At 70.4% G+C, this 16,226-nt stretch carries 11 protein-coding genes, 1 tRNA gene and 2 pseudogenes; 6 read left to right on the forward strand and 8 right to left on the reverse strand.

The genetic code is table 11. The features are described from left to right. The 7 genes and pseudogenes from FKV25_RS10055 to FKV25_RS10085 form a co-directional block, all read right to left on the reverse strand. Nucleotides 1-642 (reverse strand): annotated as a pseudogene (locus FKV25_RS10055) (S8 family peptidase); the annotation flags it as partial. Continuing rightward, complete coding sequence (locus FKV25_RS10060; RefSeq protein ID WP_141518672.1) at nt 639-1,412, reverse strand: hypothetical protein; 774 nt, start codon at nt 1,410-1,412, stop codon at nt 639-641. The pseudogene FKV25_RS10055 and the gene FKV25_RS10060, both read right to left, overlap by 4 nt. Further along, nucleotides 1,409-1,684, reverse strand: a complete 276-nt coding sequence (locus tag FKV25_RS10065; protein WP_141518673.1) for a hypothetical protein — start codon at nt 1,682-1,684, stop codon at nt 1,409-1,411. Before FKV25_RS10065 ends, FKV25_RS10060 begins: the two co-directional genes overlap by 4 nt. Next, complete coding sequence (locus tag FKV25_RS10070; protein WP_141518674.1) at nt 1,684-2,676, reverse strand: hypothetical protein; 993 nt, start codon at nt 2,674-2,676, stop codon at nt 1,684-1,686. Before FKV25_RS10070 ends, FKV25_RS10065 begins: the two co-directional genes overlap by 1 nt. 10 nt (nt 2,677-2,686) lie before the next feature. Next, complete coding sequence (locus tag FKV25_RS10075; protein WP_141518675.1) at nt 2,687-7,654, reverse strand: N-acetylmuramoyl-L-alanine amidase; 4,968 nt, start codon at nt 7,652-7,654, stop codon at nt 2,687-2,689. Nucleotides 7,655-7,674: 20 nt separating this feature from the next. Then, the gene (locus FKV25_RS10080) at nt 7,675-8,019 is read right to left on the reverse strand and encodes a hypothetical protein (protein ID WP_141518676.1); all 345 of its coding nucleotides are present in this window, start codon (nt 8,017-8,019) and stop codon (nt 7,675-7,677) included. Between the two features lie 217 nt (nt 8,020-8,236). Further along, the gene (locus tag FKV25_RS10085) at nt 8,237-9,217 is read right to left on the reverse strand and encodes an AfsR/SARP family transcriptional regulator (RefSeq protein ID WP_141518677.1); all 981 of its coding nucleotides are present in this window, start codon (nt 9,215-9,217) and stop codon (nt 8,237-8,239) included. A 368-nt stretch (nt 9,218-9,585) separates the two neighbouring features. Between FKV25_RS10085 and FKV25_RS10090 the strand changes: the two genes are divergently transcribed. The 6 genes from FKV25_RS10090 to FKV25_RS10115 all read left to right on the forward strand — a co-directional run bounded on the left by FKV25_RS10090 (nt 9,586) and on the right by FKV25_RS10115 (nt 15,130). Beyond that, complete coding sequence (locus FKV25_RS10090) at nt 9,586-9,945, forward strand: helix-turn-helix domain-containing protein (RefSeq protein WP_141518678.1); 360 nt, start codon at nt 9,586-9,588, stop codon at nt 9,943-9,945. A gap of 57 nt (nt 9,946-10,002) precedes the next feature. Beyond that, nucleotides 10,003-10,079, forward strand: a tRNA-Arg gene (locus FKV25_RS10095). A 93-nt stretch (nt 10,080-10,172) separates the two neighbouring features. Next, nucleotides 10,173-11,705, forward strand: coding sequence for an L-piperidine-6-carboxylate dehydrogenase (gene amaB / locus FKV25_RS10100; RefSeq protein ID WP_141518679.1), 1,533 nt, complete (start codon nt 10,173-10,175; stop codon nt 11,703-11,705). A 240-nt stretch (nt 11,706-11,945) separates the two neighbouring features. Continuing rightward, nucleotides 11,946-13,007: a quinone-dependent dihydroorotate dehydrogenase gene (locus FKV25_RS10105; RefSeq protein ID WP_141518680.1), complete on the forward strand. Its 1,062-nt coding sequence runs from the start codon at nt 11,946-11,948 to the stop codon at nt 13,005-13,007. Nucleotides 13,008-13,017: 10 nt separating this feature from the next. Continuing rightward, nucleotides 13,018-14,073, forward strand: a complete 1,056-nt coding sequence (gene murB / locus FKV25_RS10110) for a UDP-N-acetylmuramate dehydrogenase (RefSeq protein ID WP_141518681.1) — start codon at nt 13,018-13,020, stop codon at nt 14,071-14,073. A gap of 157 nt (nt 14,074-14,230) precedes the next feature. Then, nucleotides 14,231-15,130 (forward strand): DMT family transporter, encoded by a 900-nt coding sequence (locus FKV25_RS10115; protein WP_141518682.1) that lies wholly within the window; start codon nt 14,231-14,233, stop codon nt 15,128-15,130. A gap of 58 nt (nt 15,131-15,188) precedes the next feature. Here FKV25_RS10115 and FKV25_RS16675 read toward each other — a convergent pair. Continuing rightward, nucleotides 15,189-16,099 (reverse strand): annotated as a pseudogene (locus FKV25_RS16675) (DUF3604 domain-containing protein). Nucleotides 16,100-16,226 lie beyond the last annotated feature (127 nt).

The raw sequence follows: 16,226 nt of genomic DNA on the forward strand, positions 1-16,226 counted from the left end.
CGGCTGCTCGCCGCGGTGGCGGAAGTCGCCGACGAGCGTGATGCCGCCCACCGAATCCGGGTCGAGGTCGACGCTGTCGAACCCCGCACGCAGGCGCGCCTTCAATTCCTCGTGCTCCATCGCCACGCCGGTATCGGCCAGGCCGATCACGGTCGCCGGATCCCCGGGCTCGTATTCGAGCGCCTGAGGCAGGTGGATCAGCGCCTGCGGCCACGACGGATCGGCGAGCGATGCGGTGCCATCGACGCCTCCGTCGGCGGCGAAGGGCCCACGGCACAGATGGTCGGCGCCCACGCGCTCGACCACCGGCACTTCGGCCAGCGCCTGCAGCAGGGCCGGCAGGCCGGCAGGGTCGCGGATCTCGATGCGCAGGACCCGCGCCACGCCGGACAACTGCTCCACGTCGTCGAAGCGGCGTGCACCCGGCACCGGCCGCTCCACCCGCCGCCGCCGGGCACTGTGCAGCCGAGTCGCGCGGAAGGCGCCGCCATGGTGGCGCAGCAGGCGGTCGATGACGCCACCGTCGATGCACTCGGCCTTCTGCGCGCCATAGCCGAATACGGCGCGCAGGCCCGGCACGTGTTCTGGCATCTCGCCCAGGCGCAGGGTCAGCAGCAGGCGGCCGGGGACGTGGGCGCTCATGGCGCGCTCCACTGGCCGAGCTGGCCTTCGCTGAGGCGGATGCGGGCGACTTCGCCCTCGCCGAAGTCGACCTCGGCGTCGCAGCCCATCTGGGTGGCCAGCGGCGCCAGCACGATGCGTCCATCCTCCGACTCGACCACCGGCACGGCTTCGCCAGCGGCGCGCACCAGCGGCAGGCGACCGCCGCGCAGGGTCGGCGTGCTCATGTGCACCCGGCCCGCCCGCGCGTCCGCGGTGCCGGCCTCCACGCGCGTCACCCTCGGCGCGGCGGCACTCATCAGCGCCTGCTGCAGGCGGTTGACCGGCATCCTCGACAGCCGCGCGATGACGTCGGCGCCGGCGGTCTTCTTGAGTTCGTTGAGCTGGGTGACGGTCCGCACGCCGATGCGCTCCAGGCGTCGCTGGTCGTCTTCGCTGATGCGGTCGCCGAGCGCTTCGCGCAGGCTGAAGCGCGGGTCCTCGGCTTTGTAGTCGACGGCGTTCTCCTCGATCATCGGCCTGGTGATCGTGGTCAGCGCGAGCTTGATCGTGCTCGCCTCCGATTCGCCCGGACCGGCGGGCCGCAGGAAGACGTCGTCGTCGATCATCTGCACGAAGGCGCGCAGGTCGAGCGAGACCTCCTTCACCGCGAACGTCAGCGGCAGCTTGCCGACGCGGGCCTTGATCGCCATCGCCGCCTGCGCCTTGTCCAGCTGTTCGGTCAGGGACTGGATGAACAGGTCGAAGGGAATGCCGCTGTCGCGCAGCAGCGGGGGCATCTGCGCGCTCATGGCCGCCCTCCCCCGTCCACCCGGGCGCCGTCGCCCGACGCGTCCGCCTGCTGCCAAGCCAGGCACAGGCGCGACGGGGACGCCGTCCACTCGTCGCTGCCGAGGCGGCGCGGCACGTCGGCGAGCAGCACGCAGCCGCCATCGCGCAGCACCGGGCGCAACTCCAGCGGCAGCGTCATCTCGACCCCCGACAGCTGCACGCCGCCGCGCGCCTCGACGGCGAGCAGGCCCTCGTGGAGTTCCTCCAGCAGGCGGGACAGTTCACGCAGCATCACCCGGTCCCTCCGGCGGCCGGCGCGCCTTCGGGCGCGACGGGAGCAGCAGGCGCCGCCACCGGCGGCGGCGCGGCCGGACGCATCGCCGGCGAGTGGCGCTGCACCAGTGCCGCCTTGGCGGGCTCGACCATGCGGTCGAGCGGGAGCGTCTCGCTGACGAAGTTCAGCTTGACCTCGCCGAACAGGTCGGCGCGCACGTTGGATTCGTTCTGCGCGTTGACCGCGACCGTCGACACCATCGTCGAGCTCTGGCCCTCGTAGCTCAGGCTGCCGCGCTCGCCCCAGTTGGCCACCGCCTTCGGGTCGGTGCCGGCGGCATAGCCGACCTTCGCCGCGTCCTGGGCCGCCGCGCGGAACATCACCTTGCTGGTGATGCTGCCGTCGCGGACGACGACGCGGTTCATGCCCAGCATGACCATGGTCGCCAGCAGTTGTTGCCGCTCGCCGCCGACCTTCAGGCGCACCTGGGGCACGATGCGTTCTTCCAGCAGTTCGGCGCTCAGGACCTCGCCCTCGATGCCGAAGTCGGCCAGCCAGGCCGGTTCCAGGTCGTCGCTGCGCGGGACCAGTCGGGGCTCCACGCGCTCGCCGCCATCGGGCAACAGCAGCTGCACGTCGCCGGGATAGCGGGTGGCCAGCCAGTCGCGCGCCTGGTTGGGGGTGACATTCTCCTCGGTGAACTGCTCCAGCGTCTTCGCCACGGAAGTGACGAGGCTGGAGTAGCTCTCCATCTGCCGGATCGAGGCATCGACGATCGCGTCGAAGGTGCCATGGACGAGCTGCGCGACGAAGCCGGGGAAGTCGATCTCGTTGACCATCGCGCCGGCGCGGCGCGCGATCGTTTCGGTGGCCTGGGGGCGTGGTGCGGCCGGGGTGTTCCCCGCGGGCGCGGCGCTGGAAGGCGCCGCCGCGCCGGCCAACGCACGCGCCGTCGCCACGCCCGGACGGGGCGGGAAGATGCGGTTGCCGCTGCCATTGCGCTCGGTCACGTCGCGATCCTCAGGCCGTGGCCACCCACAGGTTGTGCCGCTCGTGACGGCCATCGCCCAGCAGCTGCAGTTCGATGCGGGCGAGCGGGCTGCCGGCCTCCAGTCCGACGAAGCGGTAGTCGATGCCGACCTTCAGGACGGCCACGCCATCGATGTCTTCGCCCGGCTCGATACGGGCCATGACGTCGACCCCGTGGTCCAGGGCCAGTGCATCCGCCGGCGCCTGTCGCAGGCGCGCTTCCACGTCCTTCAGGCCCTCCGGCGTGTCGGAAATGACCACGCGCGGACCGTCGTCGCTCGCTGCTACGGTCGGGACCGGCGTGATGCGGACCTCGCCCACCGCGCCGCCGGCGGCGCGGAAGCGCAACGCCAGGGGCAACGGCGGGGCTTCGCCTTCCAGCGCCGGCCAGTCGCTCAGGTCGACCTGCACTTCGGTGACCTCGATGTCGTCGCCGGCGGCCGGCGTCGCCGGTGACTTCATGCCCTCCAGTTGCTCCAGCGCCCAGGTGCTGGCGCCGGCGCTGCCGCGACGCAGGGTCATGCGCGTACCGGGCACCCGGCTGGGCTCGATCGCCTCGACGCGGTCGACGTCCCCGGCGTCCGGCGCTCGGTCTTCCGACAGGGCATGCGACGCGGGTGCCGGCGCCAGGCGGATCGCTCCGCCACGGCCCAGGGACTGCGCGGTGGCAGTCGTCGCGCCCTCCGGCAGGTAGAGCACCCGCCAGTTGCCGTAGTCCGGCTCGGCCATGTTGCCAAAGGCCGACGCGAAGTCCTCGAACGACAGCCAGTCTTCGTAGCCCGCGTTGGGGGGGTTGAACACGACTGGATCGGCGTCGAAGGTGACGCGCGTGTCCCAGGGATTGAGCACCTTGACCTCGCTGGCACCGGCATCGTCGAGATCGCCGCGGATGCCGGCGACCACGACGGCATGCGGGGCGCCGACGATCACCACCCACAGCGGTCCGTGTGCCGCGAGCCAGCGCGCCCACTGCCGCGGCGCGTGGTACCGGCTGGTGTTGGAGGGTTGCGTGATCGCCTCGAAGCCGAAGCGACCGCGCACCGCCTCCAGCAACTCCCAGCCATGGGAGCTGGCCAGCGATTGCCCGACCTGTGCGGCCAGGTCGCCCGGGGCGAAGGACGCGCGACCGCGATGGGACAGGAGCATCGCCATCGCGGCGGCCCAACAGGCGTTCTTGTCCGGCTGCGGGACCAGCTGCACGTCGAAGTCCGACGGCGCCCCGTCCTCCACCGCTGGCGTCGCGTCCTGCGGCTCGGCCAGGCCAAGCGCGTTGCTGCGGCCTTCGATCCAGGCGATCTTGGCGTCGCTCAGGCGGCAGCCGCGGTTGAGGTCTGGCGCCGCGGCGACGCTGCTGATGTGCACGCCCACCACGTAGGCTTTCATCGCCCCGCTGCGGTCGCTCAGGTAGTACACCGGCGAACCGCTCGCGCGCTTGAGGGTCATGATCGGATAGTCGAAGGTGCTGTCGCCGGCGCCGAGCGCGGCGATGTAGCCGGCATGCAGGTGTTGCTTGTAGCCGTCGATGGCGGCGGTCAGCTCCGGCACCCGCTCCGAGCGCGAGGAATAGCCGCAGACCACCACGCCCTCCGGCCGCGACTGGCGCAGTTCCTCCAGGGCATCGAACCAGCGGCCGTTGGGCGCGGGATTGGGCACGTTGTCGATCACCGCCAGGTCGAACGCGGCATTTCGGCCGCGGTAGCTGGCGGGCACGCGCCACTGGCGCCGGCGCACGTTGAAGCGACCGAAGGGTTCGCTGCCGCCACCGCCCTGCCCGTTCTTGCCCGGGACGACGTCGACGCTGGCGATGCCCGCGTCGTGCAGGTTGTGCCCGCAGGTCAGGATGCGTCGGGCCCCGATGTAGAAGCCCGTCCCGCGTCCCAGCACGCGCCCGGAGGCATCCTTCATCTCCAGCAGGCAGATCGCCGAGTGCGGGAAGATCGTGGTGTTGGGCACGCCGGCAAACCATTCCTCGCGCGCCTGGCTGAAGGCGTCGGCCTGGCATACCAGGGCGCTCGAGGGATCGGCGGGGTCGTAGAACGGCGTGATGATCTCCTGCGCCGTCGCATACGCACCCTGCGAGGTCGTCGCGGGCACCTGCAGCGCCGCGACCGCCTGCCGGACGCATTCCATGTAGCGGTCCCAGTCCCAGATCGAGCTCGGGCAGTCGTGGTTGTCGGACGGGGATATCTCGTGGTGGCCGCGGATGTGCTCGCGGTCGGGGGCGATGCCGTGCTGCCGGCACAGCCAGGCCACCAGGCCCGCCGAGGCCTCGTACTGCGCGTCGGTCGGCGGCAGGTCCCGCGGATTCGAGCGGCCGGGCTTGTTCGCGTTGTGCTCGATGCCGATGCTGCGCGAGTTGGCCTGTGAGGCATGGTGCGCGGTGTCGGCATCGTGCACCATCTGCACCACCTCGCCGTCGCGGCCGACAATGTAGTGGGCGCTGCTGCGGATCGGCTTGCCGGTGCGCTCATTCACCCGTTCGCCGTTCTGGAACCAGGCGATGGTGCCGTTGATGTTGGGCCCGCCCGCGGTGATGTGGACCACGATGCGGTCGAGCACGCGGTCGCGCCGCCGCCCTCGCGTGAAGTTGCGGGGGTGTGCGGCAGCGAAGCGGCTCGCGCCCGGATAGTCGGGCGCCTCGCCGGTCAACGCACGCGCCTCCCACGACTGGGCGTGCGACGTCGCATCGACCGGTTCGTCCATGGTGATGCCGATCGCATCGGGATCCACCGCCTCGTCCCTGCCGGGTGAGACATCCGCGGCTGCGCCCGAACCTTCGTCGAGCGCGAAGCTGGTCGCGCGCCCTTCGATCCAATCGATCTTCGAGGGGGTGATGAAACAGCCGCGATTGAGGCCGCGGTCGACCGGCTCGCCACTCACGTGGACCGCGCAGATGCGCGCTTCGAGCCGGCGCCCCGAGCCAGTGATCGTGTAGACCGGCGAGCCGCTCGCGCCCATCAGCGAGAGGATCGGATAGTCGATCGTGTCCGGGGTTGGCGCCTCGCTGACGTAGCCGCCGTGCAGGTGCTGCTTGTCGCCGTCGATGATCACGTCCAGTTGCGGCACCTTCCGCGAGCCGGCCGAATAGCCGCAGACCACGACCGGCAACTCGGCCGATGGACTTGCATTGAGGAAGCGGAAGAACTGCCCGTGCGGCGCGTCGATCGGCACGTTGTCGATGACGGCCAGGTCGTTGTCCCAGTTGCCCGGGCCGGTGTAGCGTGGCGCCACGCGCCAGGACGAGGCATTGACCGTGGTTTCGCCGAAAGGCTTGGCGCCGCGTCCATTTCGACCGGGGATGATCCGCACCCGGGCCTTGCGATGCAGGTTGTGGGCGCAGGTGAGGATGCGATTGCGGCCGATGTAGAAGCCGGTGCCCTGGTACTGGCGGCCGTCGGCCGCGGTCATGATCAGCTGGCAGATCGCCGAGTGCGGGAACTGCCGGGTATCGGAGACGCCGGAGAACCACTCCTCGCGCGCTTGGCTGAAGGCGTCGCGCGTGCATTGCAGCGCGGTCGCCGGATCGCGCGGATCGTAGAACGGCGCGATGATCTCCTGCGCGGTCGCCACGGCGGGGCGGCCGTGCAGCGATTGCGTGGTGGCGGTCGCGCCCGGCTCGTGGCAGGTGCGCGTGGTCACCATGTCCATGAAATAGTCCCAGTCCCAGACCGCGTTCGGGCATCCGGTGTGGGTGGTCGCGGTGTCGGCCTCGGCGTGTCCCAGCACGTGGCTGCGGTCTGCGGGGATGCCGTAGCGGTCGCACAGCCAGGTCACGAGCGCGGCCGACGCGCACATCTGCGCCGGCGTCGGCCGCAGGCCCCGGGTGTTGGCGACGTGCTCGATGCCGATGCTGGTGCCGTTGGCCGAGCGGGCGTGCCACGCCACGTCGTCGTGGCGCACCATCTGCACGACCTCGCCGTCCTGGCCGACGACGTAGTGCGCGCTGACCCGCGCCTGCGGGTTCTGGAACCAGCCGATGGTGCCGTTGATGTTGGCACCGCCGTCGGTGATGTGGATGACGATGCGCTCGATCCTGCGCGCGCCGGAGGTGGCACGGAAGTTGCCGCTGTGGGCGGCGACGAAACGGTCGGCCTGCGGGTATTCCGGCGCCGGTGCCGCAAGCGCGCGCGGACTGCGCGACTGCGCCCTCGCGGTGGCGACGTCGTCGGGGATCGGTGCCTCGATGCCGTGACGCGCATCGTCGTCGGGGGTGGCGCTGAACGCGCGCGTGGGCGTCGCGCGCCAGTCCTGCGCCGTCGCCGGCGGGGTGGACGCGTTCGCATCAGGCGCGGCGCCGTTGATGGCCGGGGACGCCTGTCCGTTGGCCGCGCCGCCGCTCGTGCCGGGCGCCGGGCCCGCGCCACTGGCGCCCTGTTCCCACAGGTCGTCGGAGTAGCCATCGCTATACGGTGCCGATGCTTGCGCGTCGGCACTGCCATTCGCGTGGCCGTTGCCGCCCGCGGCGCCGTTGCGGCCCGCCGCGCCGTTCGTCGCCGGCGCGAGCGCGTCGCCGCCCCAGACCAGTGCGTGCCCGTTCCCACCCTGGCCGTTGCCGCCGAGGGTACGGCGCAGGCCGCGCTCGGTCAGGCCCGACAGGCTCACGTACATGTGGCCGGCATCCGGGGTCTTGACCGAGATCGGCCGGTTGCGGTCCTTGTCCTGGTAGGTCGCCACGCCGAAGTACAGGCGTGGCTGGCCGATGAAACGCGCCACCACCGCGGGCGGCACCAGGTAAACGGCTTCCCGGCCGCCGGGCATCGTGCGTCCGTTGCCGCCCGCGGCAAGCAGGCGGCTGGAGAAGAAGTTCCGCGTGGTCCTGTGCGAGCGGTTCTCGGCCTTCAGCAGCTCCGGGTCGGTCGCCAGGCCGATCTCGAACAAGGGCAGGTCGGTGCGGACGGTGAAGCCCAGGACGCTGAAGCGATCGTCGATCGATTCGCGGTTGGCTCGAATGAGTGCCATGACTGAACTCCTTGGACGGCTCACTTGGGGGGCGTGGCGGGGTGGCGGCGCGGCCGCTCGCCGCCCGGACTCATTGGCGGGGTGCGCGCGCCACCCTCCAGCGCCAGCGCGACGGGGGCGTCGCCGGCGTCCTGGATGACGTTCGAGATGCGCTCCCAGAAGCGCTGCTGGGCATCGATGCCAATGCCTTCAAGATGCGGTTTCATGAAGTCCACCACCGTCTCGAGGTGGCGGAAGAAGGTGCGCTGGCCGGATTGCACGTGCTCGACGGAGCCACGCCATTCGGCCGCCACGGCATCGCTGTCCCGGCGTTCGTTCCAGACGCGTACGATGAAGGCGGCGCTTCGATCCTCGAGCAATGCCATGGCGGGTCGTCCAAGCAGTGAGGCCGGGATCGAGACTGCGCCCGTCCGCTCACCCCCGCGTCACCGCCGCATCACCGCCGGGTCACCGCATCGCCACGCCTTCCTGCCGTCCCGTGATGCAGTGGTGATGCGCCGTGACGGCCCGTCGGGTACGCGCGCCAAAGCGCCCCCCGGGGCAGCGCCCAGCGAGCATGGGAAGCGCGGTGAAGCGCGTCGGCTACTGGCGCATCAGGCGCAGGCTCAGCTGCAGTTGCGCGTCGGCGGCGGCGAGTTGCTTGCGCGCGGCGTCGATCAGCTCGCAGGCGTGCGGCGGGCCCGCAGGCTGGCGCGGGGGCAGGGTTTCAACGGGCATGGCCCATGGCGACGGGTCCTGCGCCGGTGCCGGCGACATTGCCGGCGAAGCGGGTGGCATCGACGGCGGCAGCGTCCTTGGCGGTCCGATCGCGCTCTCCGCGATCTGCTGGTAGACCGCCATCGTCTCGCGCATCGGCTGGATCGCCAGCTCCCGCCGCAGCAGTTCCCGGCAGGCCTCGAACTGCTGCAGCGCCTGGGCGCGCTGGCCGCTGAGCACGAACAGCTGCATCAGCTCGCGATGCACGTCCTCGCGCAGGGCGTCGTGGTCGAGGATGGCCTGGCCGTGGCGGATCGCCTCGGCATGGTCGCGCCGGATCGTGGCCAGTTGCATCAGTCGGCCCAGCGCGTTGAGGTGGTTGCGACGGTGCTTCTCGCGCTCGCGCAGCGCCCAGTCGTCGGAAAGGTCCAGCAGGATGTCCGAGGTGTAGAGCTCCACGCCGCGACGCAGGCCGTCGATGTCGGCGTCGGTGAGGCGTTCGGGCGGCTTTTCCAGGCCGGGCGTGACCAGTCGCTCGAACTCCTCCACGTCCAGCCAGACGCCGGCCGGACCGTTCAGGCCGATCGCCCCGCGGCGATCGCAGACGATCAGGTCGCCCGGCTTCAGCGGGGGCGTTTCCACCAGGCGCCGCAACCGCCAGAGCGCGGTGTTGAACGAGCCCGGGCTGGACGACGCCGAGCGCTCCGACCACAGGCTCGACTGCAGTTCCGAGCGACTGAAGTAGCGTCCATGCCCCAGCGCGAGGTAGGCCAGCAGGCTGCCGCAACGCCCCGCCAGGCTACGCGCCCCAGGCCCACCCTCGCCGTGGGCGACGGACAACGAACCGAACAGGCAGATCCTGAGCATTCCGTGTGTGCTCCCACAAGGCGCGTGCCGCGTCCGGCCCCCGGCCGGAACCCGATGGCCTGCCCGGTCGTGCGCGACGGGTCGCCCCTGGCCGGGGCCGGTCGGCATCATGCCGGGAGGCCTGGTCCGCCGGTCCGCGCAGGCGCGTTCGAGCGGGCGACCTGTTTCGCATATTCGTGCGCGACTTGGAAGGCCGGTCACGGATTGGCCTGCGCAAGCAGCACTGTCCGTTCGCTTTCAGGGCAAGCTCGACAGGGATATCCGCCGGACGGTCAGCGATAGCGGGCAAGATCACGCAAGAATCGCTTACCGGTAAGCACGGTGCGCCATCTGCGCGCCGCCTTGCATGGACGACGAAAGGACACCACGTGAGTGCATTGTCGCTGAGGGTACGCAAGGCACGGGTCATGGCCACGCTGTCGCAGGCCGAACTGGCGCGACGCATTGGCGTCAAGCGCAGCGCGGTGACCCAATGGGAACAGGCCGCCGGCACCACGCCGAGCGTCGAGCACCTGATCAAACTCGCGTTGGAGACCGGTGTCAATTTCGAATGGCTGGCGAGCGGCCGCGGCCCCTCCCGCTGCGACGAGGTCGAGGCCGACCCGGCGGTGATCGTCGACGATTTCGCCCGCGACGCCGACGAGAGCCTGGCCCTGACCCAGTTCCGGCGCCTGTCGCCGAGCCGGCGCCGGATGGCCCTGGGCATCCTGGAGATCCTCGGCAAATGAGGCCCGCGGCGGCCGATTTCCGTCGGCTGCCCGGTTCATGCGAAAATAGCCGGCTTCGGCCCCGTAGCTCAGCTGGATAGAGCGTCCCCCTCCTAAGGGGAAGGTCGCACGTTCGAATCGTGCCGGGGTCGCCATGTTCCAGGCGCAGTCGCGCCCTCTCCGCGCCCGCTTGCGGCGGCAGCCCCACCGTCGCCCCGCGGCCGGCCATTCGAACCACAGGAGTTTCCATGACCCATCCCGTCCTTTCCGCACTTGGCCTGAGCGGCAACGAATCCGGCACCTACCTGGGCAACGGCGAGTGGTCGAAGACCAGCGATGCCGGCATCCTCGAGCCGATCAACCCGACCGATGGCACGGTGCTGGCGAAGGTGCAGGCATCCTCGAAGGCCGACTACGACACCATCGTCAAGCGCGCCGAGGCCGCCTTCAAGGTCTGGCGCACCACCCCCGCCCCGCGTCGCGGCGAAGCCATCCGCCTGTGCGCCGAGGCGCTGCGCGAGAACAAGGACGCGCTGGGCTCGCTGGTCGCCCTGGAAATGGGCAAGTCCAAGCCCGAGGGCGACGGCGAAGTGCAGGAGATGATCGACATCGGCGAGTTCGCCGTCGGCCTCTCGCGCCAGCTCTACGGCCTGACCATGCATTCCGAGCGCCCCGGCCACCGCATGTACGAGCAGTGGCACCCGCTGGGCCTGGTCGGCATCATCTCGGCCTTCAACTTCCCGGTCGCGGTGTGGGCCTGGAACGCCTTCGTCGCCGGCGTCTGCGGCGACATCTGCATCTGGAAGCCCTCGCCCAAGACCCCGCTCTCGGCGATCGCCTCGATGAAGATCTGCAACGAGGCGCTGAAGAAGGGCGGCTTCCCGGACATCTTCTTCCTGTTCAACGACGGCGGCACCGAGCTGGCGCAGCACTTCGTCGACGACAAGCGCATCGCCCTGGTCAGCTTCACCGGCAGCACCCGCGTCGGCCGCACCGTCGGCGAGCGCGTCGCGCGCCGCATGGGCCGCTCGCTGCTCGAGCTGGGCGGCAACAACGCGATGATCGTCGACCAGAGCGCCGACCTGAAGCTGGCGATCCCGGCGATCGTGTTCGGCGCGGTCGGCACCGCCGGCCAGCGCTGCACCAGCACCCGCCGCGCCTTCATCCACGAGGCCATCTACGACGACGTGCTGGCCAAGCTGGTCGGCGCCTACAAGCAGGTCGAAGGCAAGATCGGCGACCCGACCGACCCGGCCAACCTGATGGGCCCGCTCAACAGCAGCGATGCCGTCGACGCCTACCTCGACGCCATCGAGGCGGCCAAGGCCGCGGGCGGCACCATCGAGACCGGCGGCGCGAAGATCGACCGCGCCGGCAACTTCGTCCTGCCGACCATCGTCACCGGCCTGGACAACGACGCGGAGATCGTCCAGCACGAGACCTTCGCGCCGATCCTGTACGTGATGAAGTTCAGCAAGCTCGACGAAGCCCTCGCCCTGCAGAACGCGGTCCCGCAGGGCCTGTCCTCGGCGATCTTCACCGAGAGCCTGAAGGCCGCCGAGGCCTTCCTGTCGGCGGCCGGCTCGGACTGCGGCATCGCCAACGTCAACATCGGCACCTCGGGCGCGGAGATCGGCGGCGCCTTCGGCGGCGAGAAGGAAACCGGCGGCGGCCGCGAGTCCGGCTCCGACGCCTGGAAGGCCTACATGCGTCGCCAGACCAACACGATCAACTACTCCGACGCGCTGCCGCTGGCCCAGGGCATCAAGTTCGACCTCTGATCGACCCCGGGGCCGGCCCGTCCGGCCCCGACCGCCTTGCCCGGTCGGCCGCTTCGACGGCGGCCGTCTTCCGGGCGTCCCCATATCGGTGGCGCTCAGGCACAATGGGTACGTCGACCCGATCCCCACCGGAATGGCCGCCAGCGACACTGGCGGGCCGCCCGCGGGGGCCGTGTCGGCGGCATCCGCACCGGACCTGCGACCCCTCCCGGCCGCATCGCCCAGGAGATTCCCCCGTCGATGTACGCGCTCGCACGCCCGCTGCTGTTCCGACTCGATCCCGAACGGGCGCATGACCTGACCCTGCGATCGCTGGACTCGCTGCACCGGGCCGGCATGACCCGCCTGGTCGCACGGCGGCCGGCGCCCCTGCCCACCCGCGCCTTCGGCCTTGAATTCCCCAACCCGGTCGGCCTCGCCGCCGGCCTGGACAAGAACGGCGAGCACATCGACGCCCTGTTCGACCTGGGCTTCGGCTTCGTCGAGATCGGCACCGTCACCCCGCGCGCGCAGGAGGGCAACCCCAAACCGCGCATGTTCCGCCTGCCCCGCCAGCGCGGCATCATCAACCGCCTGGGCTTCAACAACCTGGGCGTGGACGTGCTGGTGCGCAACGTCGAGCAGTCGCGCAACCGCGGCAAGGGCCTGCTGGGCATCAACATCGGCAAGAACAAGGCCACGCCCAACGAGATCGCCGAGGGCGACTACATGTACGGCCTGTCGCGGGTCTATCCGCTGGCCGACTACGTGACGGTCAACATCTCCTCGCCCAACACCGCGGGCCTGCGCGAGCTGCAGGAAGAACAGCAGCTGCGACGACTGGTCAGCATCCTGCGCGAAGAACAGGAACGCCTGGGCGCCAAGCACGGCCGCCGCGTGCCGATGCTGGTCAAGATCGCCCCGGACCTCACCGACGCCGACATCGATGCCTGCGCGCGCGTGCTGACCGAGCTGGAAGTCGATGGCGTCATCGCCACCAACACCACGGTCTCGCGGACCGCGGTCGAAGGCCAGAAGCATGCCGACGAGACCGGCGGCCTGTCCGGCCGGCCGCTGATGGGCCAGGCCACCACCGTGCTGCGCATGATGCGCACGCGCCTGCCCGAGTCGATCCCGCTGATCGGCGTGGGCGGCATCCTCAGCGGCGCCGACGCGGTCACCAAGACCTCCGCCGGCGCCACACTGGTGCAGCTCTACAGCGGCCTGGTCTATCGCGGACCGTCGCTGGTGCACGATTGCGTCGAGGCCATGCGCCGTCGCAAGGAAGCCCCGAGCAGCGATCCGCTGCGTCCCAAGCCGTGACCGCCGCGTCGTGAGCCCGCCGTCCCCGCCCACCGTCCTGCGCGATGCGCCGCTGCGCGCCCGCAACACCTTCGGCGTGTCTGCGCGTGCCGCCTGGCTGGTCGAGGTCGACGACGCCCGCGCCCTGCCCGATGCCCTCGCCGGCCTGCCCGACAGCGGCCCGCCGATCGTGCTCGGCGGCGGCAGCAACCTGCTGTTCGTCGCCGACCCGCAGGTACCACTCCTCGCCCTCACCGGGACCCGGATCGAGGTGATCGGCGAAGACGACGAGCGCACCCTCCTGCGCGTGGACGCCGGCGCCGGCTGGCACGACTTCGTCATGGAGACCCTGGCGCGCGGCCTCAACGGGCTCGAGAACCTGGCCCTGATCCCCGGCACGGTCGGCGCCGCGCCGATCCAGAACATCGGCGCGTACGGAGTCGAGGTGCGCGAGTTCGTGCATGCAGTCGAAGCCTGGGAGCCGGCCACCGGGCGTTTCCTGCGCCTCTCCGCGGCCGAATGCGCGTTCGCCTATCGCGACAGCGTGTTCAAGCGCGAGCGCGACCGCTACATCGTCACCGCCGTCGAGTTCGCCCTGCCCCGCCGCGCCGCGCCGCGCATCGGCTACGCGGGCATCGGCGAGGAGCTGGCCGCCATGGGCGTCACCGCGCCCGACGCGCGCGACGTCGCCACGGCCGTCATCGCGATCCGCCGACGCAAGCTGCCCGACCCCGCCGTGCTCGGCAACGCCGGCAGCTTCTTCAAGAACCCCATCGTCCCGGCGGCCCAGGCCGAGGCACTGGGCCAGGCGCACCCCGGCCTGCCGGTGTTCCCCGGCGACGCCAGCGACCGCCGCAAGCTCTCTGCCGCATGGCTGATCGATGCCTGCGGCTGGAAGGGACACCGCGACACCCACGGCTCCGGTGACGCCGGGATCGCCGCCAGCCATGCACTGGTGCTGGTGAACCACGGCCACGCCAGCGGGCAGGAACTGTTCGACCTCGCCCGCCGCGTCGCCGATTCCGTCAACGTGCGCTTCGGCGTCGCCCTCGAACCCGAACCCCGCATCGTCGGCGCGTCGTGGTAAGCGCACGCGTCGCCCGCAAGACGTCACCACACGGCCTCCACGGCCGGCCACCGCCTCCCACCCCATGCCCCGAGGACGCGATGTCCCGCATCCCCATGGGCGGCGCCGGCACTCCCTACCCGCACCCCGCCTTTTCCAACACAGGTATCCCGATCCGATGACCACCCACGGCCGCGCCGCACTGCTGATGCTGGGCAGCACCGTCATGTTCGCGTTCATGGTCATCATGATCCGCCTCGCCTCGGAGACCCTGCACACCTTCGAAGTCGCGTTCTTCCGCAACTTCTTCGGCCTGCTCGCCACCGCGCCGCTGCTGATCCGCCACGGCACCGGCATCCTCAGGACCGACCAGCTGCCGCGCTACTTGTTCCGCTGCCTGGTCGGCGTGGTCTCGATGTTCTGCGGCTTCTGGGCGATCGGCCACCTGCCGCTCGCGCAGGCGGTGTCGCTGTCGTATTCCTCGCCCCTGTTCGTCACCATCTTCGCGGTGTTCTGGCTGGGCGAGCAGGTGCGCATGCGGCGCTGGGCCGCGGTCGCGGTTGGCTTCCTGGGCGTGCTGCTGATCGTCCGCCCCGGCACCGACGGCTTCACCACCGGCACCCTGATCGCCCTCGCCGCGGCGGTGCTCAGCGGCTTGGTCGCCATCCAGATCAAGCAGCTGTCCAAGAGCGAACCGGCCGACCGGATCGTCATCTACACCACCCTGCTATGGGTGCCCATGTCCCTCGCCCCCGCCCTCTTCGTCTGGGAGTGGCCGCAGGGCATCACCTGGCTGTGGGCGATCTGCGCCGGCATCTTCGGCACCGCCGGCCACATGCTCTGGACCCGCGCGCTCAAGCTCGGCGACGTCTCCGCCCTCACCCCGATCAGCTTCATGCAGCTGCCCATCGTCGCCCTCCTGGGCTGGGTGCTGTTCGACCAGGGCGTCGACCGCTGGACCCTCGCCGGCGCCATCGTCATCTTCGCCGCCAACGCCTACATCGCCCACCGCGAAGCAGTCCTCGCAAGGCGCGCCGCCACACAGGCCCCGGTGGAGGGGGCGAAGCCGGGGTATTGAGGGCTCCACCGCCAGAACCAGGACAGGCCAGACGCGGCGACGCTTGATCTCGTCGTCATTACTCCATGCGGGCGGGGTCGTACCAGATCGGCGACGGCCACGCACGCTCCTGGATGATGGTCTCGACATCCCCGCGGGGCTCGATGCCGAGCCTGGCCGCATCGTAGGTGCTCCAACGCGGCGTTGGAAATTCCAGGACGCGCACGCAATAGGATGCGCGGATACTGGGGTCGAAATCGGGATCACGCCATACCGCGGACAGCTCGGCCGCGCCGATCTCGTTGGTGTACGACGCCGTCCCGCCATCGACTGTACTGCCTACCGCGGGCGCCTTGCGGTACCCGGATCGACGCCGCGGCCATCCGACAACGCGACGTCGTAAAAGTGGTCGTGTGCCTCGCCACCCGCTACCCAGCCCTTGACGATCTGGATGCGGTCCAGGTTGGCACCGTCCGGGTCCTTCAACGCGGCAACGACGACGGTGGGTGCACCGTCGCCCGTACGTGGCGGCAAGGTCCCGCCCATCGGAACGCCCTTGTCGTAGGCTTCGGCGACTCAACCCGGTTCACTCACCATGTCGGTCGTGCAGGTCCAGCCCCTGAAGAATCGGGGGTTGATGCGCACGCCGGTGGTGCCGAAGGTTTCCTGGCGCCTGATCGCGGAAAACAGCGCTTCGCGCGTATTCCGCGGCGCCCAGATGCCGGTCAGCCCACCGGTGCCCACCATGTAGGCATAGAAATTCTCAGGGGTGACGATGCGACGCTCGGGGGTATCGCCGGCTTCGCCGTGAAAGCCGGTAAACCGGTCCTCGTCCGGCTGGGTCGCACCGACGTGCGAGTCGCTCCCCGCCACGATACCGATCCGGTAGGGATTGATACCGACCCGCTCTTCCAGCAACAGTCCGTTCTTGAGCCCCTCCCTGATGTAGGAGGTGCGGGCGGCCAACCCATCGCCACTCAGGGGCTTCATGACGTTGAGTTGGACGGTCGCGGCCTCGAAGGCTGAATCGCCCCGGGTTCACTAGACATCTCCAAGCCGTACATTATGGCAATCACGGAGGTGTGTATGAGTGGCAAGCGGTATACGGAAGAGTTCA

The organism is Marilutibacter aestuarii, from assembly GCF_006546775.1.
Lineage (GTDB): Bacteria > Pseudomonadota > Gammaproteobacteria > Xanthomonadales > Xanthomonadaceae > Marilutibacter > Marilutibacter aestuarii.